This window comes from Enhydrobacter aerosaccus (genome assembly GCF_900167455.1).
Taxonomy (GTDB): domain Bacteria; phylum Pseudomonadota; class Alphaproteobacteria; order Reyranellales; family Reyranellaceae; genus Reyranella; species Reyranella aerosaccus.
In genome coordinates this window covers 675,093-692,871 of sequence record NZ_FUWJ01000001.1, presented here as the reverse complement: position 1 = coordinate 692,871, position 17,779 = coordinate 675,093, and the positions used below count along the sequence as shown (strand labels likewise).

General features: G+C 64.5%; 18 protein-coding genes and 1 pseudogene. 7 read left to right on the top strand and 12 right to left on the bottom strand.

Going from position 1 to position 17,779, the window contains the following annotated elements; translation table 11 throughout:
* Positions 1-73: 73 nt before the first annotated feature.
* Positions 74-1,372, top strand: a complete 1,299-nt coding sequence (locus B5D62_RS03225; protein WP_085932361.1) for an RsmB/NOP family class I SAM-dependent RNA methyltransferase — start codon at positions 74-76, stop codon at positions 1,370-1,372.
* Positions 1,373-1,504: 132 nt separating this feature from the next.
* Here the strand turns inward: B5D62_RS03225 and B5D62_RS03220 are convergent, their stop codons facing one another.
* From B5D62_RS03220 to B5D62_RS03210, 3 genes are read right to left on the bottom strand one after another with little or no spacing between them, the layout of a single operon-like run.
* Positions 1,505-2,950: an MFS transporter gene (locus tag B5D62_RS03220; RefSeq protein WP_218190926.1), complete on the bottom strand. Its 1,446-nt coding sequence runs from the start codon at positions 2,948-2,950 to the stop codon at positions 1,505-1,507.
* A 60-nt stretch (positions 2,951-3,010) separates the two neighbouring features.
* Positions 3,011-3,352, bottom strand: a complete 342-nt coding sequence (locus tag B5D62_RS03215) for a DUF4387 domain-containing protein (protein ID WP_218190925.1) — start codon at positions 3,350-3,352, stop codon at positions 3,011-3,013.
* Positions 3,349-4,554 (bottom strand): acyclic terpene utilization AtuA family protein, encoded by a 1,206-nt coding sequence (locus B5D62_RS03210; protein ID WP_336470156.1) that lies wholly within the window; start codon positions 4,552-4,554, stop codon positions 3,349-3,351. The genes B5D62_RS03215 and B5D62_RS03210 overlap by 4 nt, the downstream gene beginning before the upstream one ends.
* On the opposite strand from B5D62_RS03210, the gene B5D62_RS33695 reads away from it, so the two are divergent.
* On the top strand, positions 4,438-4,680 hold the full coding sequence (locus tag B5D62_RS33695) for a hypothetical protein (RefSeq protein WP_218190923.1): 243 nt from the start codon (positions 4,438-4,440) through the stop codon (positions 4,678-4,680). The genes B5D62_RS03210 and B5D62_RS33695 overlap by 117 nt on opposite strands.
* Positions 4,681-4,806: 126 nt before the next feature.
* Entirely contained in the window at positions 4,807-5,457 is a 651-nt protein-coding gene (locus tag B5D62_RS03205; RefSeq protein WP_170920763.1) for a GntR family transcriptional regulator, read from the top strand.
* 27 nt (positions 5,458-5,484) lie between these two features.
* On the opposite strand, the gene B5D62_RS03200 is transcribed toward B5D62_RS03205, so the two are convergent.
* The 4 genes from B5D62_RS03200 to B5D62_RS03185 are packed head-to-tail and all read right to left on the bottom strand — an operon-like array spanning position 5,485 to position 9,908.
* Positions 5,485-7,026 carry an amidohydrolase family protein gene (locus B5D62_RS03200; protein WP_085932358.1) on the bottom strand — a complete coding sequence of 514 codons (1,542 nt, stop codon included), beginning with the start codon at positions 7,024-7,026 and terminating at the stop codon, positions 5,485-5,487.
* Positions 7,027-7,070: 44 nt separating this feature from the next.
* A complete protein-coding gene (locus B5D62_RS03195; RefSeq protein ID WP_085932357.1) occupies positions 7,071-7,895 on the bottom strand; it encodes an ABC transporter ATP-binding protein in 825 nt (274 codons plus the stop codon).
* Entirely contained in the window at positions 7,885-8,823 is a 939-nt protein-coding gene (locus tag B5D62_RS03190) for an ABC transporter permease (RefSeq protein ID WP_218190922.1), read from the bottom strand. Before B5D62_RS03190 ends, B5D62_RS03195 begins: the two co-directional genes overlap by 11 nt.
* Complete coding sequence (locus tag B5D62_RS03185; protein ID WP_085932356.1) at positions 8,823-9,908, bottom strand: ABC transporter substrate-binding protein; 1,086 nt, start codon at positions 9,906-9,908, stop codon at positions 8,823-8,825. The genes B5D62_RS03190 and B5D62_RS03185 overlap by 1 nt, the downstream gene beginning before the upstream one ends.
* Positions 9,909-10,286: 378 nt before the next feature.
* Here B5D62_RS03185 and dctP point away from each other — a divergent pair, with 378 nt between their 5' ends.
* From dctP to B5D62_RS03170, 3 genes are read left to right on the top strand one after another with little or no spacing between them, the layout of a single operon-like run.
* Positions 10,287-11,312, top strand: coding sequence for a TRAP transporter substrate-binding protein DctP (gene dctP, locus B5D62_RS03180; RefSeq protein ID WP_085932355.1), 1,026 nt, complete (start codon positions 10,287-10,289; stop codon positions 11,310-11,312).
* Complete coding sequence (locus B5D62_RS03175; RefSeq protein ID WP_218190921.1) at positions 11,309-11,770, top strand: TRAP transporter small permease; 462 nt, start codon at positions 11,309-11,311, stop codon at positions 11,768-11,770. The genes dctP and B5D62_RS03175 overlap by 4 nt, the downstream gene beginning before the upstream one ends.
* Entirely contained in the window at positions 11,767-13,119 is a 1,353-nt protein-coding gene (locus B5D62_RS03170) for a TRAP transporter large permease (RefSeq protein WP_085932354.1), read from the top strand. Before B5D62_RS03175 ends, B5D62_RS03170 begins: the two co-directional genes overlap by 4 nt.
* On the opposite strand, the gene B5D62_RS33270 is transcribed toward B5D62_RS03170, so the two are convergent.
* A complete protein-coding gene (locus tag B5D62_RS33270; RefSeq protein ID WP_170920762.1) occupies positions 13,103-13,339 on the bottom strand; it encodes a DMT family transporter in 237 nt (78 codons plus the stop codon). The two genes, B5D62_RS03170 and B5D62_RS33270, sit on opposite strands and share 17 nt — an antisense overlap.
* A gap of 14 nt (positions 13,340-13,353) precedes the next feature.
* Here B5D62_RS33270 and B5D62_RS34170 point away from each other — a divergent pair, with 14 nt between their 5' ends.
* On the top strand, positions 13,354-13,482 hold the full coding sequence (locus B5D62_RS34170) for a hypothetical protein (RefSeq protein ID WP_269435075.1): 129 nt from the start codon (positions 13,354-13,356) through the stop codon (positions 13,480-13,482).
* A gap of 101 nt (positions 13,483-13,583) precedes the next feature.
* Here B5D62_RS34170 and B5D62_RS34330 read toward each other — a convergent pair.
* The 4 genes and pseudogenes from B5D62_RS34330 to B5D62_RS03145 form a co-directional block, all read right to left on the bottom strand.
* Positions 13,584-14,009, bottom strand: a pseudogene (locus tag B5D62_RS34330) (DMT family transporter); the annotation flags it as partial.
* A 58-nt stretch (positions 14,010-14,067) separates the two neighbouring features.
* Complete coding sequence (locus tag B5D62_RS03155; protein ID WP_085932352.1) at positions 14,068-16,245, bottom strand: hybrid sensor histidine kinase/response regulator; 2,178 nt, start codon at positions 16,243-16,245, stop codon at positions 14,068-14,070.
* A 4-nt stretch (positions 16,246-16,249) separates the two neighbouring features.
* A complete protein-coding gene (locus B5D62_RS03150) occupies positions 16,250-16,609 on the bottom strand; it encodes a response regulator (protein ID WP_085932351.1) in 360 nt (119 codons plus the stop codon).
* Between the two features lie 26 nt (positions 16,610-16,635).
* Positions 16,636-17,766 carry an NADH:flavin oxidoreductase/NADH oxidase gene (locus B5D62_RS03145; RefSeq protein ID WP_085932350.1) on the bottom strand — a complete coding sequence of 377 codons (1,131 nt, stop codon included), beginning with the start codon at positions 17,764-17,766 and terminating at the stop codon, positions 16,636-16,638.
* Positions 17,767-17,779 lie beyond the last annotated feature (13 nt).

Genomic DNA, 17,779 nt, shown 5'->3' with positions numbered 1-17,779 from the left:
TTCCTCCCGATTGTTTGTTGTCCAAACATACCGGCCCATGACAAGCGCGCCAACCGCGTTTATAGCGCCGGCAATGGATACTCCTCTCGCCTCCCGGCGCGCCGCGCTCGAGGTTCTCATCGCCTGCCTGGACAAGGGCCAACCGCTCGACGACGCGCTCGCCCGGCACCAGGGTTTCGCCAGCCTCGAACCGCGTGATCGCGCTTTCGTGCGCCTGCTGCTCGCCACCACCCTGCGCCGCCTGGGCGAGATCGACGACGTGCTCAAGGGCCTGGTCGCGCGTCCTCTCGAAGGGGCGAATGCGCTGGGCCATCAGGTGCTGAGGCTGGGAGCTGTGCAACTCCTGTTCCTTGGCACGCCAGCCCATGCCGCTGTCGATACCTCCGTACGCCTTGTCGAAGGCGCCCACCTGCCGCACCTGAAGGGGCTGGTGAATGCCGTCCTGCGCCGCGTCGCGCGCGAGGGGACGGTCCCGCTCGGCGATCACGATGCGGCGCGCTTGAACACGCCGCTGTGGCTGTGGGAGAGCTGGATGGAGGCCTATGGCGAGGCAGCCACACGCGCCATCGCCGCCGCCCATCTCAGCGAAGCGCCGCTCGACCTGACGCCGCGCACCGATGCGGCATTCTGGGCCGGCCGACTGGAGGCGGAGGTATTGCCGACCGGCACGATCCGTCGGGGTGCCGGCGGCAACATCACCGAGCTGCCAGGCTTTGCCGAGGGCGCCTGGTGGGTGCAGGACGCCGCCGCCGCCCTGCCGGCGCGCCTGTTGGGCGACATTGCTGGCAAGCGCGTGGCCGACCTTTGTGCCGCTCCGGGCGGCAAGACGCTGCAGCTTTGCGCGGCTGGCGCGGCCGTCACCGCGGTCGATATCTCGGCCCGGCGCATGGCCCGGCTTGGCGACAACCTCATGCGCGCCGGCCTGAAGGCAGAGCTGGTGACGGCCGACGCCACCAAATGGCTGCCGACCGAGAAATTCGACGCCATCCTGCTCGACGCCCCCTGCTCCGGCACGGGCACCTTGCGCCGTCATCCCGACATCGCCTGGCTCAAGGACGAATACGACGTCGACCGGCTCGCCGTGACCCAGGATCGGTTGCTGCTCCATGCGCTCGATCTGCTGAAGCCGGGCGGCACCTTGGTCTATGCCGTGTGCTCGCTGCAGGAGGACGAGGGCCCGGCCCGCATCGAAGCGCTGCTGGCACGCGACCGCCGCGTCGAGCGCGTGCTGATCGCGGCCGACGAGTTGCCCGGCCTTGCCGAAGCCATCACGCCAAAAGGCGACGTCCGCACCCTGCCCTCGATGTGGACCGAGCGCGGCGGCATCGACGGTTTCTACATCGCCCGGCTGAGGCGTAGTTACGAAAAGTGACGCTTTAATAAATGGAAATAAAATGGAGCGCCTGCTCGGGCACGCCCATGTCGACGCAGGAAAGACGAGGATCGCGGAGCCCAGCATGGGCGCAATCTACCGCGCCCAAGGCCGGTCAACCGATTCCGGTCCTTACCGCTTTTCGGAATCGCGACAGGCGGCATAGACGGCTTGTCCATTGCGCCGGGATTGCTCGATTTCCTCCAGGGCACGGCCGCGCGTACGCGGTCCGAACAGACCGATCGACAACATGACGAGCAGCATACTGATGGAGATGAAGACGAACACGCCGGTCGGACCGGTGTTCGTCAGGAAGAACGCGATCAGGTAACTCGTCAACACGGTAGAAAGGCGGCTGAACGAATAGACAAAGCCGACGGCTCTTGCGCGGATATGCGTCGGGTAGAGCTCGGCTTGATAGGGATGATAGGAAAATGACAGCAAGGTGTTGGCGCCCGCAATCAGGACTCCACAAGCAACAAGGAGCGGACCGCTCGTGAGAATGGAGAAGAGGAGTCCCAATCCAGCTGTGACGCCCGACGAGAACACGATCAACCACTTGCGCTCGAAGCGATCGGCCACGGTAAAACTCCAGAGCAGCGGCCAGATCGGGAATGAGACGGCTACGGCCAACGAGTAGAGCAGGCTTTTTGTTACCGAATGTCCTTGTGCCGCGAGCAAGGTGGGCAGCCAATTCGTGAATCCGAAAAAGCCGATGGTCTGAAAAAAGTTGAAGACCAGAAGCATGATTGTGAAGCGCATCAAGGGGGGCCGGAAGATATCCGTGAACGCGCCATCGCGGGGCGGCACGAAAGCTGTCGGCAACGGAATTGAAAGAGGACGGCGTAGCTCTGCCTCGACACGCCGTTCGAGCGCTGTGAGCAGGGCTTCGGCTTCCGCAATCCGGCCCTGTTGGGCCAACCAACGCGGCGACTCCGGCAACTTTCGGCGAAGCCACCATACCACCATCGCGCCGGAACCGCCGATCACCGCGATCCATCGCCAGCCCGAGACACCGAATGGACTGATCGGGATCAGGAAGTAGGCGAGCAGCGCCAGTAACGGGATGCCGAGATAGGCCACGAAATGGAAGATGGCAAACACCTTGCCGCGGAAAGTCTTGGGGACGATCTCGACCAGGTAGGTGTCGATCGTCACCAGTTCCACACCGAGCCCCACGCCGGCTAGCAGCCGACACAGATTGACGCCGATTGCGGTCGTTTGCCCCGCCATAGCTAGGGAGGCGACGCTGTATCCAACGAGAGCCCACAGAAAAATCGGACGACGACCGAAGCGATCCGACACGGACGAGAAGATCAGGGAGCCGAGGAACATCCCGAAAAAAGTGGCGGCGGCGAAGGTCGCCTGATCTGTAATGCCGAGCAATCCGCTATGGCCACCCGTGAAGATGCCGTCGTGAGCAAGACCAAGAGGAAGATATGCCGTCTCGTAGAGATCGTAGACCTCGAAGATGCCGGCAAACGAGGCGACGATAGGGAAAGCCCAGACGGCGCGACATTCGGGAAGTCGATCGATGCGAGCCGAGATCGATTCCGCCTGTTCGCACGACGTCTCCACTGTTCGCTCCCTTTCAATTTCATTGATTTCCGCCCTTGGCGGCCTGATGCCTTACATCGATCAGTCAGCCGACTCTCGCCACGGGATGCGGATTTCCTGCAGCGGCACGTGTTGCTGGGCGGCGTGCATGTCGGTCTCACCGACGCCGCCTTGCACGCGCGGCCGCGGCAACGTGATCTTCACGGCGTTGACGAGGTCGAAGAAGCCGAATGTGATGATCGCCTGGCTCGGCACGCCGTAGAGCTCGGAAACCAGCTCCTTCGTGATGATGCCGCTCTTCCTTACTGCCTCGTAGTCTTCCCTCGACTTGAAGATGATATCGAACGTGATTTCGAATGGGCCGGCGTTCTTGCTGCGCACGACCTTGGCGATGTTCCGCAATGGCGTAGGTATGGTTGTCACGCGATTTCCTCGTACCTGATCGGAAACAGGGCGGTAGGGCTGTCGACCGTCATCAGGTGGTAGACGTTGAATTCACACGCTTGGCCGAGCGGAATCTCGAGCGGGGTAAATGGGGAAGCGAGGTTGCCTGCGGTGGCGATCCGGCCAGGATAGGGTGCGTGCATCAGGCCGGTCCGCAGTTTGCCGCAAATCGCGGTCGCCAGAGCTTGCGTCGCCGCCGCGACCTCCACGATGATGCAAAGCTCGTGTGCCGGCACCTTCACCGGCTCGAGGTCGCCCATGACTCCGTTTTTGCCGTAGATGTGCGGGACAATGCGGTAGGTCTCCTCCGGCACATCCCTGAAATAGGCGCGGGCCTGCGCGATCACCCTCTCGAGAATCGAATCAATTTGGCCGATGAAGATCGGATCGCGGGCGCCGGCGATGAAGATGCTGCGCCAGCCCGCAGTTTTTGCTCCCTCGAGCTTCACTGTGTAGCGCGCCCCTGAATTGAAGCGGCTACCCGAGACACGCACACGGCGGTCGGTCATCTGCTCGTACTTGCAATTCGAGAGATCTAACGTTCCGCCAGGACCGGCGAGCAGAAAGGGATGGGATTTTTCGTAGAGTGTATGAGCCGCAACCGAGGCAGTGGTACAGCGCTCGGCCGGATTGAGCGGCTCGATCTCGAAGTGATCGTGCCGCAGGTAGCCGATGACGCAACGTCCCACCGGTTCGGCACATAGCGCGCCGCACTCCATAATCTTGCCCATATGCCAAGCGAGCGCGGGATCGAAGCCGGCGCGGATCGCCATGGCGGCAGTTGGCGAGGGATCATAGGCGCGGCCGCTGACGATCACGTCGACACCTTCGCTCTCGTCGAGTGCCTTCTGGAAAGGCTCAGCGCCCATCTGCGCCACGACAACCGTCGCCGCCTCGATCTCGCGCGGATCAAGCAGCGGCACCGGACCGAGCGGCTCGATTCGCCCCGCTTTCAGTTCGCGGCGGATATGATCCTTGTCAATATCGGCATAGATGCGAGCCAGCTTGAACCGCCAGCCGCGCTTATGCGCGATGTCAGCGATCATATCGCGAAAGACATCGACGTGGAGATTGCTGCCGTCGCCTCCGGCGGAGGAGATCAGAAGTGGCACACGCCCCTCTTTCTGTGCCTCCAGCAGGACCTCGAGGTCCTTCAGGTAGGCCTCGCGGCTGCAGGTCATCTCGCCCAGTCCGAGCTTCTGCGGGCCCGAGTCCGTCGAGCCGGAATCGATAGTGATGGCATGGGGCTTTTGCGCGAGGCCGAGCCGGAGGTGCTCGACCGGGAAGCCGTAGCCCAGCATCCCTGAAGGTGTGAGGATGCGAATCTCGTCATTGCCCGCGGCGACCATCATTTTACGTCCTCCAGGGGTCGCCAATTAGCATTGGCCTGGATGGGATGCAACTGGTATACCACTTACATAATGGACGGCTTAGTGAAACGCGATAACGTCAACAGTGAGAGCAGAAGCCTCTCGGCCATCGCTTATGGCGCGCTTCTCGACATGATTCTGCGCGGCACCATCGCCCCGGGCGAGCTCGTAACCGAGCGTCAGATCGCAGCCCGACTCGACATGTCGCGCACCCCGGTGCGCGAGGCTGTGAGGCGACTTGAAGGCGAAGGCACGCTGGAGCGTCAACGAACCGGCGCCTTGGTCGTGAGGCCCTATTCTATGGAGGAGTTCCTGCATGCTCTCGCGGTCCGCCGCCTGTTGGAGGGTGAGGCGGCACGACTCGCTGCAGGCAAGATCTCACCAAAGTTACTCGCCGCGGCTCGTGAGCGTATTGACCGGCTACGCCGGGAAGGACTAGCCGATGCCGCCCATCAGGACGATCGCGACTTCCATGATGCCATCGCGCAGGCTTCGGGAAACCCCGTACTGGCGAACGCAATAGCCGATCTGCGCAAGCGAACGGCGATGTTTCGCCTAGGTCGCTTGCCAGAGCACCGCGATATGGTATGCGCCGAGCATCTTGCTATCGTCGAGGCGCTGGAGCGCGGCCAGGGCGAAGCAGCACGCGACGCAATGCACGCACATATCGACAATGTGCGGGCTCATCTCCTGCAACGGCTAGCGGCCCTGTAGCCGAGCCTCTCGGGCGCGCCGACTCTCTCACACCATCGAGCTAGGCCGGTAGAACGGCTGGTGCTTCGAGGTGTCGATGTAGTCGGCGTAGAATTTCCGCGCGTGCGGCAGCAGCGCCTTGGAGAGCTTGCGCCGCTCCACTTCGTCGTCGCTGAGCGCCTTGGTGAGATCGTCGTGTAGTGCCTTTAGCGCCGCCGTGCGGTCGACCTTGGTGAACGTGCCGTCCTGGTAGATCACCTCGCCGTCGCACATGGTCATGGTGACCGACTGTTGCTTCGCGCGCTGCACCACCGCATCGAGCGTCGGAGTCAGTTCGTCGAGATAGGGATAGGCGATGCTGTCCCAGTCGAGCAGCACCATGTCGGCCGCCTTGCCCACCTCGAGCGTCCCGAGCGTTTCGCCATAGGGCGTCGTGCGGGCGCCGCCCACCGTCGCCATGCGCAGCACCTGGGACATGGTCGGCACATCCTCCTCGACCATGCCGGGGACACGATGCGCCCGCAGCACCAGCTTCAGCTCCTGCAGCATGTCGCGATCGTCGTTGATGCCGGCCTCGTCGAGGCCGATGGCGGTATTGATGCCCCTCTTTTCGAAGAAGTTCAGCGCCGCCACGCCGGACCGCAGCCGGAAGTTGGAGGAGCAGTTGTGGCAGACGCAGCCCTTGGCGGCGGCGAGCCGGTCGATGTCCTTTTCGTTCAACCACACGCCGTGACCCAGCGTCAGCCGCTCGTTCACCATGCCGAAGCGGTCGATATATTCGAGCGCGGTGCAGTTGCCGCGACGCCAGGCATACTCCTTCTGGTAGGCCGTCTCGACCAGATGCATGTGCATCGGCACGTTGTAGGACGCCGACGCGTCGGAGAGCTTGGTCAGCGCCGTGTCCGAGCACCAGTGCAGGTTGGCCGGCGCGAGCTGGATCTTCACCCGGCGCTTGTTGTGGTGCTGGGAGTGGAACGACTTGAAGAGATCCATCGCATCGTCGAGGCTCATCTTGAAGCGGTCGAACCACTTCTTCATCGGTCCCTGCAGCTCGGCGGGCAGGCTGGCCACGAATTCCTCGTCGGCCTGGTAGACGAGCCGGTTCTGGTCGCGCACGGCGTAGCAGTAGCTGACGCGCATGCCGACATCCTCATAGGCGCGGATGACGTCGCCTGACCGCTTCTCGACCTCCGGCAGCGTCCCCGGCATCCAGCCATGGATATGCTGCACCGTGGTGATGCCCGAGCCGATCATCTCGAACGCCGAATAGAGCGTGTCGAGATAGAGATCGAGGTTACGGATCACCATGCGGGTGATGAACCAGAGTTCGAGCGGCATGTCGGGCGAGCCGAGCTGGACCGGAGTCAGGCCGACATGGTGATGGCCATTGACGAAACCCGGCAGCAGGATCTCCTTGCCGCTGCCGATGACTGGCACGGTCGGATGCTTGCGGTGCAAGTCGTCATAGGTCCCGACGGCGACGATCACGCCATCCTCTTGCAGCACGGCGCCATCCTTGATCTCGTTCCAGGACAGGCGGTCCTTCGTTCCCGTGATGGTGGCGCGGCTGCGGATGAGACTGGTGGCCATATCAGGCTTCTCCCTCTTTCCTTGATTGTGTGCGTGGGATTTGTCTAGGCGACGGAGGCGAGGCCTTCCTGTTCCGCGAAAGCCCGATCGACCTCGTCCCGCAGCAGATCGGTGAGCTCGATGCGCAGTGCCTCGGCCTCGCGCGAGAAGAGATCGCGCGGGCGTGGCAGGTCGACCGGCACGATGGTCTTGATGCGGCCAGGCCGGGCGGTGAAGACGACCACGCGATCGGCAAGTGCCACGGCTTCGTCGATATGATGGGTCACGAACAGTACCGAGGCGCCGGAATCGCGCCAGACATCGAGCAGGAAATCCTGCATGCGCGCGCGCGTCTGGACATCGAGGGCGGCAAAGGGCTCGTCCATCAGCAGCACCTTGGGCCGCATGGCCAGCGCGCGGGCCACGGCGACGCGCTGGCGCATGCCGCCGGACAGCTCGTCGGGCCGCTTCTCCATCGCCGCCTTGAGCCCGACCCGCTGCAGCGCTTCTTCGGCAACGGCGCGCCGCTCGGCGCGGGAGGCGCCGCGGATCGACAGGCCGAAACTCACATTCTCCCATACGGTCAGCCACGGGAAGAGCGACGTTTCCTGGAAGATCAGGCTGCGCTCGGGCGACGGCGTCTCGACCTTGTCGCTGAACGACCAGATGCTGCCGCCGGTCGCCTCTTCCAGTCCGGCGATGAGATAGAGCAAGGTGCTCTTGCCGCAGCCGGACGGTCCCAGGAAGACCACGAACTCGTTGGGCTTCACGTCGAGATCGATGCCGCGCAGCGCCTCGTGGGCGCGGCTAGTGCCGGCGGACCAGGTCTTGCCGACATTGCGGCAGACCACGGCGTCCTTGGACGAGAAGGTCGGAGGGCTAGAGGCCACGCAGCTTCCCCTTTGTATCCGGCAACCAGTAGAGGATGCGCCGCTGCGCCTGGCGCAGCAGCCAGTCGAAGGTGAATCCCAGCAGCCCGATCACCGCGATGGTGAAGAAGACCAGCGACGGATTGAAGGTGTTGCGCGCCAACATGATCACCTGCCCCAGCCCGTAGCCGACGCCGGTCGATTCGGCCACCAGCACCACCATCCAGGCGCCGAACAGGTTCATGCGCAGCACCGCCAGCATGCCGGGCAGGATCGCGGGCAGGATCACTCGCCCGTAAATCTGCCGCTTGGTGGCGCCCACCGTGCGGGCAACGTTGATCAGGTTGGGACTGACGCCGTCGATCTGGGTGACCGTGGCCAGCACCATATGGAAGAACAGCGCCACCACGACCATGAAGATCGCGGGCCCATTGCCGATGCCGAACAGGAAGATCGCCACCGGCAGCCAGGCGATGGGCGAGACCGGCGACAGCAGCGTCACGGTCGGCAGCACGAGCTTGTCGAACAGGTTGGAGTAGCGGATCAGGATGCCGACGCCGATGCCCAGCACCGAGGCGATCAGCAGGCCGACGAAGACGCGCATCGTCGTCGCGCCGACGGTGATCATGACCGATTCGAAGGCGCTCGGACCGGCATTCATGGACTGGCCAACCTGCCAGCGCGTCGCCGTGTTGAAGAACTTGGCCTGCTCGACGATGCTGCCCAGGAAGATGTGCGGCGGCGGCAACAGCTTGGGGTCGGCCCAGCCCGCAGCCCAGCAGAACTCCCACAGGCCAGCAAACAAGCCGATGGACAGGAAGGTCCAGACGATCTTGGCGAGCAGCCCCTCCCCCGCCATCGACGCGAACAACCGCGCGACCGCCGCCGGACGGGTTGGCCCGGCGGCAGAGGCGGTATCGGTATAGTCGGGCGGCGTCGCGACAGTCATCAGGCCGACTTGTACTTGAGCTTGCCGTAGAGCTCAGGGTTCTCCTTGATGACTTCCTCGAGGAGCGTCCAGTCGATGGCGTCGGGCCCCGGCTTCTTCTTGATGTAGCCCATCTCCATCACGCTGTCGGTGCGCTCGAGGATGAACTTGGTCTGGCTGCGCGCGTCGACCACGGCGGGCTGCTTGCCCTTGGCGATCTTCGCGTTCTCCATCGAGGTCTTGTAGTACTTGCCGACCAGCTCCTTCAGCGCACCGTCGGGATCGGTCTCGGCATCGTACTGCGCCTGCATCATCGCTTTGATGATGGCCTTGAGACCAGCCGGATTGTCCTTGGTGATGCTGGCGCGCGCCGCCAGCACGCAATCGGTGTAGCCCGGCCCGTAGAGGTCGGTGCCGTCGGTCAGCATCTTGGCGCCCTTGACGTCGTTCACGAGCGCCGACGCATAGGGCTCGATGGTGCAGATCCAGTCGAGCGCGCCGGCCTTGAAGGCCTCGACCGCCTCCGGCGTGTTGCCCATGTAGCGGACCTTCACGTCCTTGAACGAGATGCCGTTCTTCTTGAGATAGTCGTAGGGCATCACTTCCAGCGTATCGAGCTGGAAGGTGCCGAGCGTCTTGCCCTTGAGCTTCTCCGGCGTATCGAGGCCGGGCTGGGCCACGATCGCGCAGCCCTGGATGCCGCCGCCGGCGACGATCTTCACCGGCGCGCCGGCATCGTAGAGGGCCATGAAGCTGGTGTAGGGCATCAGGCCGACATCGACCTGTCCCATGCCGAGGAAGGTCACCATCTCGGCCGAGGTCGGCGTGTTGATGAAGTCGAGCTCGACGCCGTCCTTCTTGGCGTACTGCCGGGCGTGCGCGAGGAAGATGTTGAGATTGCAGAAGCCCGAGCCGTGCGTGCTCTTGATCTGGCCGCTGGCGGCATGGGCCGGCCCGCCCAGCAGCATGCCAGGTCCGGCGGCCATGGTGATCGTGGTCGCCGCCGCAGCTCCCTTCAGGAAGGCGCGGCGCGAACGGATCGCAGCCCCGGACAGGTCCAGCCCCTGAAGCTTGGGAAAATGGGTACAGCCAATTCGTTCACACATGGGTGCTGCCTCCTCGATCATCGATTGCGAAAGTTAAGAATCGAAACGGAATGACGCTCGTCGAACGCGGATAGTCCTTCCCCGACCACCGCAAGCGGCGGTCCCCCGAAACCCCGGCACGCCAACCGAAGAGACCGCGAAGCGGCCTGCGCTGACCGGAAATGGTGCAAGGCGTATGCCAGTGCTGCCGCGGCGGACCCCGGCGACGGCAGTGCTCGGCATGCTGCAGCGCACACGCTCAAAACTTGGCCAATTGATCAAAACTTGTTCGCAGGCCCGGTGCGCGGAAACTTCATTCGAGTTGACATCAGCGGGCGGATATTGCCTATCCGGCCCCGACAAAATCGTCTCAAAATGGAATTCGGAGGAGAACGCTCGATGACCATCTCTCGCCGCCGGCTTCTTGCCGGCGCGGCCGCCGCGCCGCTGGCCGCTCCCTGGATCGCCGGCACGGCCCGCGCCGAAGCCAAGCAGCTCAAGATCTCCCATCAGTTCCCGGGCGGGACGATCGACAGCGGCGATTTCCGCGACCAGCTGTGCCGCCGCTTCGCCGCCGAGATCGCCAAGCGCACCAATGGCGCGCTGACCGCCGAGGTCTATCCCAACTCCTCGCTGGTGAAGACGCTCGCGCAATATTCCGCGATCCGCCGCGGCGCCCTCGACATGACGCTCTATCCCCTGAACTACGCCGGCGGCGAGGTCAGCGAATACAATATCGGCTTCATGCCGGGCGTCGTGACGTCCTACGAGCAGGGCTATGCCTGGAAGAATGCCGAGATCGGCAAGAAGCTGACGGCGCTGCTGGCCGAAAAGGGCGCTATCCTCGTTACCTGGCTGTGGCAGGCCGGCGGCGTCGCCAGCCGCAGCAAGCCGATCCTGGTGCCGGACGACGTCAAGGGCCTGAAGGTGCGCGGCGGCAGCCGCGAGATGGACCTGATGCTGAAGGGCGCCGGCGCCTCGGTCGTCAGCATGCCGTCCAACGAGCTCTATGCGGCGATGCAGACGGGTACCATGGACGTCGCCATGACCACGTCCACCAGTCTGATCTCCTTCCGCCTCGAGGAGATCGCCAAGACCCTCACCTCGTTCCGCAAGAAGGGCTTCTTCTTCGTGTTCGAGCCGCTGCTGATGTCCAAGCAGGTGTTCGACTCGCTGCCCAAGGACCAGCAGACGGCGATCATGGAGGTCGGCGCCTCGCTCGAGAAGTTCGGCCTCGACAAGGCCAAGGCCGACGACGACGAGGTCGTGCGCGTCTACGAGAAGGCCGGCGCCAAGATATTCGAGCTCGACCAGGCCCAAGCCGACAAGTGGAAGGCCGTGGCGCTCAATACCAGCTGGAAGGAATACGCCGACAAGTCCGCCAGCAACGCCGAATTCCTGAAGCTCAGCCAGCAAGTTTCGTGAAAGCTCTTACTCTCCTCAACAGGGCGATCGTCTTCTTCTCGGCGGTCGCCCTGGTCGTCGCAGCCTGTGTTCTGACCTACAGTGTCGTCCTGCGCTATTTCTCGCCCGAGCCGACCGACTGGCAGGACGAGTTCTCCGTCTTCCTGCTGATCGGCATGACGTTCCTGTCGGCAGCCTGGGTCCATTCCCAGCGCGGCCATATCGGCATCGAGGCCCTGGCCAGCGTCCTGTCGCCCAAGGCCAACCGCTTGCGCCTCTTCGTCGTCGACCTCCTCAGCGCCGCCTTCTGCGCCTTCTTCGCCTGGAAATCCTGGACCCTGCTCCACGAGGCCTGGAGCGAAGGCTATGTCAGCGCCACCGCCTGGGCGCCGCCCTTGTGGATTCCCTATCTTGCCATGTCCGTCGGCATGACCCTCCTCACCGTGCAGATCCTCGTCCAGGCCTTCCAGCGTCCATGACTACCCTCGAGATCGGCCTCCTCTACGGAGGCTTCACGCTGCTTGTCATGTTCTCTGGCATGCCCATCGCCTTCTCGCTGGGGCTGGTGGCGACCGTTTTCATGATCTTCTTCATGCCGCCGGCGGCCCTCGATACGGTGACGCAGAACGTCTACGAGGAGATGTCGGCGATCACCCTGCTGTCGATCCCGCTCTTCATCCTCAAGGGCGCCGCGATCGGCCGTTCGCCGGCGGGACGCGATCTCTATTCGGCCCTGCATGTCTGGATGAGCCGCATCCCCGGCGGTCTCGGCATCGCCAACATCTTCGCCTGCGCGCTGTTTGCTGCCATGGCGGGCTCCAGCCCCGCCACCTGCTCGGCGATCGGCTCGGCCGGCATTCCCGAGATGCGCAAGCGCGGCTATCCGGGCGGCTTCGCGGCCGGCCTGATCGCCGCCGGCGGCACCCTCGGCATCCTGCTGCCGCCCTCGATCACCATGATCCTGTACGCGGTGGCGTCGGAGCAATCGCTGGGCAAGCTGTTCCTGGCCGGCATCGGCCCGGCACTGCTACTGGTCGTGCTGTTCGCGCTCTACGCCGCCTGGCGCTATTCCAGCGAGGCGCGCAAGGCCCATGCCACCCATGCGAAAGGCGGCGCACACTCGGTTCTGTTGGACAAGGAGCGCTATACACTCAGCCAGAAGTTCGGCGCCCTGCCCCGCGTCCTGCCGTTCGTGATCCTGCTGACCGGCGTGATGATCGCGCTCTATGGCGGCTTCGCCACGCCGTCGGAAACGGCCGGCCTCGGCGCCATCCTGGCGCTGCTGCTGATCGCCGCGATCTACAACACCTGGCGTCCGCGGCAGCTCGAGCCGATCTTCGTCAACACGATCCGCGAATCGACCATGCTGATGATGATCATCGGCATGTCGCTCTTCTATTCCTACGTGATGAGCTACCTGCACATCAGCCAGTCGGTGGCCGAGTGGATCGTCGCCCAGCACCTGTCGCGCTGGGTGCTGCTGGCGGCCATCCTGGTGCTGGTCGTGGTGCTGGGCTTCTTCCTGCCGCCGGTATCGATCATCCTGATGACGGCGCCGATCATCCTGCCGCCGCTGCGCGCCGCGGGCTTCGATCTGGTGTGGTTCGGCGTCGTCATGACCATCGTCATGGAGATGGGGCTGATCCATCCGCCGGTCGGGCTCAACATCTTCGTCATCAAGAACATCGCCCCCGACATCCCGCTCGGGGACGTGATCTGGGGCGTGATGCCGTTCGTCGTGCTGATGGCGCTGGCGATCGTGGTGCTGTGCTTCGCCCCCGGCATCGCCCTGTGGCTGCCGGATGCGGTGATTACGACGACGCGCTGACCGTGCGGCGGTAGCGGACGCGCTCGCGGTAGCCGATATAGAGGCCGGAGCCGATGATCACGGCCGCTCCGACCCAGGTCCAGAGGTCCGGGCTCTCGTGGAAGACCAGGAAGCCCAGGATCGCCGCGCCGATCAGCTGTGTGTAGTTGAAGGGCGAGACCACGGCGGCCGGTGCCTGGCTGTAGGCGATGGTCAGGAAATAGTGGCCGGTCCCGGCCATGATGCCCCATGCCGATGAACAGGCCGAGATCCCACAGCGAGGTCGGCGCCACCCAGTCGAACGGCACGAACGGCGTGGCCGCGACCGTGCCGACGATGGTCGCCACCGTCGCCGAGGCGTCCGGTCGCTCGGTCTGGCCATAGCGGCGCGAAAAGATCTGGTAGAAGGCGCTGCAACCCGTGCTGGCCACGATCCACAGCACATGCCAGTCGAAGTCGGCGTGGCCCGGCCGCACGACGATGAGGGCGCCGACGAAGCCCACGCACACCGCTGCCCAGCGCCGCCCGCCCACCGGCTCGCCCAGCAGCCGGGACGACAGGGCGGTGACGATGATCGGGCTGGAGAGCGAGATCGAGGCGGCCGTGGCCAGCGGCAGATAGACCACGCCGTGGAAATAGAAGTACGAGGAGAAGAACAGCAGCAGGCCGCGCACGATCTGCGTCTCCAGACGCCGGATGGTGAACAGCCCCATGCCGTTGCGCGGCAGGAACATCGCCAGCATGAAGACGAAGGCGAACAGGTAACGCGCCCAGATCACCTCGATCACCGGATAGCCGGAGGTCGACAGCGTCTTGGACATGGAATTCAGGATCGCGAAGCAGGTCATCGCCACGATCGTGGAGAGGATCGCCCGCAGGATGCGATCCGTCGGTGGCGGCGAGGCAGTCATCGCCTGCAAATTAGCTTGCGGTGGCGTCAGGGCAAGCGCGATACCGCCGCAATTCCGCTCAGAAGCCCATGCTCCTGATCTTGGCCGCCAAGGCGGCGACGGAGAATGGCTTGCCGATGAAATTGACGCCGGCATCGAGCACGCCGTGATGCACGATAGCATTGGCGGTGTATCCGGTCGTGTACAGCACCTTGAGCGTCGGCCGGCGCTCGATCGCATGCTCCGCCATCTGGCGCCCGTTCATCTCGCCCGGCAGGCCGATGTCGGTGAACAGCAGGTCGATCTCCTGGCGCACTGCCAGAACCGCCAGCGCTTCCTCGCCATTCGCGGCCTGGTAGACCGTGCAACCCACCTCGCGGCAGGCGGCGACCGCGAAATCGCGCACCGCCGGATCGTCCTCGACCACCAGAACGACAGGGCCGCCGCCGACAGCGGTGGCCGGTTGGGCAACCGGCTCGATCGCGGCCTGCATCTCGGCCATGGCGCGCGGCAGGTAGAGCTTCACCGTCGTGCCGTGTCCGATCTCGCTGTAGATCTTGAGATGGCCGCCCACCTGCTTGATGTAACCGAAGGTCATGCTGAGCCCCAGGCCCGTGCCCTGCCCACGCTGCTTGGTGGTGAAGAACGGCTCGAAGGCCCGCGTGATGGTGTCGCCGTCCATGCCGCTGCCGGTGTCGGACACGGCGATCAGCACATACTGGCCAGGTGACACTTCGACATTGGCGGCGGCATAGCCGTCGTCGAGATGCGCATTGGCGGTCTCGATGGTCAGGGTCCCACCATCGGGCATCGCATCGCGGCCATTGATGGCCAGGTTCAGGATCGCCGCCTCGAGCTGCGCCGCGTCGGCCTTCGCCCGCCATAGCCCGCCGGCCAGGATGGTCTCGATGCTGATTTTCTCGCCCAGTGTCCGGCGCAGCAGCTCCGACATGCCGGACACCACGCGGTTGGCGTCGATGGCCTCGATCTGCAGCGGCTGCTGGCGGGAAAAGGCGAGAAGCCGCTGCGTCAATGTCGCGGCCCGCATCACGCCGCTGCGCGCCAACTCGAGGAAGCGCGCGATCTCCGGCGCCGGATCGGGCAGGCGACGGCCGATCATTTCCAGGGCACCGCCGATGCCGGTGAGGAGATTGTTGAAATCGTGAGCGATACCCGCCGTGAGCTGTCCGACGGCGTTCATCTTCTGAGACTGGCGCAGGCTTTCCTCGGCGAGCTGCCGGCGCGCCTGCTCCTCGTGCAACTGGTCGAGCGTCTGGCTTTGCTGCACGGCGCGGCGCGAAGCGAGCAGCGCCAGGAAGAAAAGAGCCAAGGTCGCCGGCACGCCGAAGATCAGATGCAGGCCCATGCGCCCGATCCAGGTCGCACGGATCGTCTCCAAGGCATAGCCGTGCAGGACATAGAGCGGCAGATCGGGCAAGCGCCGATAGACGAAAAACCGCGCGACGCTGTCCGAGCCGGAGCTCTGCGTCGTGTAGCGCCCCTGCTCCGGATGCCTCTGGATCTCCTGCATGAAACCGCTATCCGGCCCGAGCTGTCGTATCAGCGGGGGATCGGGATAGCGGGCCAGGAACGTGCCATCGTCACGCACCAGGGACGCCGTCGACAACGGGGAATCGGATGCGCGCTTGAACTGGTCCACGAAGTAGGACAGCCGGATCGACACGGCGATCACGCCATCGAAATGGCCGTCGGGACTCCGCCACCGCTGGGCCACATCGAAATAGTCGATGTCCTTCAGGCGGCCGCGCAGGACCTGGCTGATCGTGCGCGTCGAGGAGCCATCGCGCAGCGTCCTGAAGTACGCGCGGTCCGCGAAGTTGAGTCCCGCCGGCAGCGGATAGATCTTCGCGGATACCAGGGCGTTGCCGGCCGCATCCAGGACCCAGACATTCTCGACCTGAGGCAGGCTCTCGACCAGGCGGTTCATCCTTTCATGGATTTTTTCCGCATTGCTCCTGATGTCGGCCTCGGACGCGTAATCGTCGAGCTGGCCGATCACGTTGGCGATCACCAGCTGATTGCTGTCGAAGGTGGCGCGAACGTTGTTGTAGAGGAGATCGAGCGTGCGCGTCATGCGCTCGTCCGCTTCGCGCTGATTGTCGCCGTAGGCGATCCAGCTGGCGCCGACAAACAGGAGCAACGGCACCGCCAGCGCGGCCACGGCGACGATCATGGACGTCTCGGCGGCATTGTTGCCGCCGCGCCGCCAGGTGCTCCACTTCAAGAGCCGACGCATACGGTCAGCTGGTGCGGCCTGAGACGAGAGAAGCGACGAATCTCGACAGCTCGTCGACGCTGTAGGGTTTGGCGAAAACGTGGATGTTGCCGTTCGCCGCCGGCGCCGTGGCCGGCGCCCCCGAACAACGGATCACCGGAATCTGCGGACGATGCCGCATGGCAGCCTCGATCACCTTCTCGCCCGACATGTCCGGCAGGCCGATATCGACGATGATGGCCGACAGCGGCGCTTCCCCGCGCAGGATATCCAGCGCCGCCTGTCCGGTCGGCGCCTCGATGCAGGAAAGCCCCAAGGCCTCGAGCGCGTCGGCCAAGACCACGCGGATCAGGAATTCGTCCTCAGCCAACAACACGCACGACATGCACCGATCCTACTCGGCCACTCCGTTTATTCGGCCGCTCTGGCCAGATTGGGCTGAGGCTTGAACGGCAGGATAGTTGTCGCCCGGATGGCCGGCAGGGGCAAGGGCGGTGTTTCGACACCAAGCGCACGGGCGGCATTCCAGCCCCAGCGCGGGTCGAGCAGGAAAGCCCGAGCATGTGCCGTACAATCGGCTTCGCCGGAGGCGATGATGCGCTCGGCCTGCTCCGGCTCGGTGATCACGCCCACCGCCCACGTCTTGATCCCGACCTCGTGACGGATGCGCGCCGCAAACGGCACCTGGTAGCCCGGCGCCACCGAGATCTTCTGCGCATGCGAGTTGCCGCCGGAGCTGACATCGATGAAATCGCAGCCCAGGGCCTTGAGCTGATGCGCGGTCTCGACCGTGTCGTCGAGTGTCAGGCCGCCCTCCACCCAGTCCGTCGCCGACAGGCGGATGCCCAGCGCCTTGTCCGCCGGCACCAGCCGGCGGCAGGCCTCGAACACCTCGAGCGGAAAGTGGCGGCGCTTCTCCATCGTGCCGCCATAGGCATCGCTGCGCCGATTGCTGAGCGGCGACAGGAACTGGTGCAGGCAATAGCCGTGCGCACCGTGCAACTCGATCAGGTCGAAGCCCAAGCGCAGGCTGCGCTCGACCGCCGAGACGAAAGCCTGCTTCACCCGCTCGAGGCCGACCTCGTCCAGGGCGACGGGCGTGTGCCAGTTGGTGTCGTATGGAATCGCCGAGGCGGAGAACGTCGTCCAGGGCAGATCCGGCGCGTCGGCGCCGGTGAGCGGCCCGCCGCCCTTCCAAGGCCGCTGCGCCGACGCCTTGCGACCGGCATGCGCAAGCTGAACGCCGAGCTTCACGTGCGGCATCCATCCGCGGATCCATTCGACGACCGGCCTGAGCGCCGCTTCGTTGTCGTCGCTGTAGAGGCCGAGGCAGCCTTGGGTGATGCGGCCCGCGCGTTCGACATGCGTCGCTTCCAGGCACAGCAGCCCCGCGCCCGACATGGACAGCATGCCGTAATGCACCTGATGCCAGGGCTGCGCGCTGCCGTCGACGGCCGAATACTGGCACATCGGCGACACGACGATCCGGTTCGGCAGCGCGATGCCGCCAAGTTCGACAGGCGTGAAAAGCTTGGCGGTCATCGGATGCTTCCTT

What these genes read in the sequence shown, in the direction of transcription:
- B5D62_RS03225 (WP_085932361.1), top strand. Translation starts at nt 74, where the DNA reads ATGGATACTCCTCTCGCCTCCCGGCGCGCCGCGCTCGAGGTTCTCATC.
- B5D62_RS03210 (WP_336470156.1), bottom strand. Translation starts at nt 4,554, where the DNA reads ATGACCTGCAGCCGCGAGGCCTACCTGAAGGACCTCGAGGTCCTGCTG.
- B5D62_RS03200 (WP_085932358.1), bottom strand. Translation starts at nt 7,026, where the DNA reads ATGGCCACCAGTCTCATCCGCAGCCGCGCCACCATCACGGGAACGAAG.
- B5D62_RS03190 (WP_218190922.1), bottom strand. Translation starts at nt 8,823, where the DNA reads ATGACTGTCGCGACGCCGCCCGACTATACCGATACCGCCTCTGCCGCC.
- B5D62_RS03185 (WP_085932356.1), bottom strand. Translation starts at nt 9,908, where the DNA reads ATGTGTGAACGAATTGGCTGTACCCATTTTCCCAAGCTTCAGGGGCTG.
- dctP (WP_085932355.1), top strand. Translation starts at nt 10,287, where the DNA reads ATGACCATCTCTCGCCGCCGGCTTCTTGCCGGCGCGGCCGCCGCGCCG.
- B5D62_RS03170 (WP_085932354.1), top strand. Translation starts at nt 11,767, where the DNA reads ATGACTACCCTCGAGATCGGCCTCCTCTACGGAGGCTTCACGCTGCTT.
- B5D62_RS33270 (WP_170920762.1), bottom strand. Translation starts at nt 13,339, where the DNA reads ATGGCCGGGACCGGCCACTATTTCCTGACCATCGCCTACAGCCAGGCA.
- B5D62_RS34170 (WP_269435075.1), top strand. Translation starts at nt 13,354, where the DNA reads ATGAACAGGCCGAGATCCCACAGCGAGGTCGGCGCCACCCAGTCGAAC.
- B5D62_RS03155 (WP_085932352.1), bottom strand. Translation starts at nt 16,245, where the DNA reads ATGCGTCGGCTCTTGAAGTGGAGCACCTGGCGGCGCGGCGGCAACAAT.
- B5D62_RS03150 (WP_085932351.1), bottom strand. Translation starts at nt 16,609, where the DNA reads ATGTCGTGCGTGTTGTTGGCTGAGGACGAATTCCTGATCCGCGTGGTC.
- B5D62_RS03145 (WP_085932350.1), bottom strand. Translation starts at nt 17,766, where the DNA reads ATGACCGCCAAGCTTTTCACGCCTGTCGAACTTGGCGGCATCGCGCTG.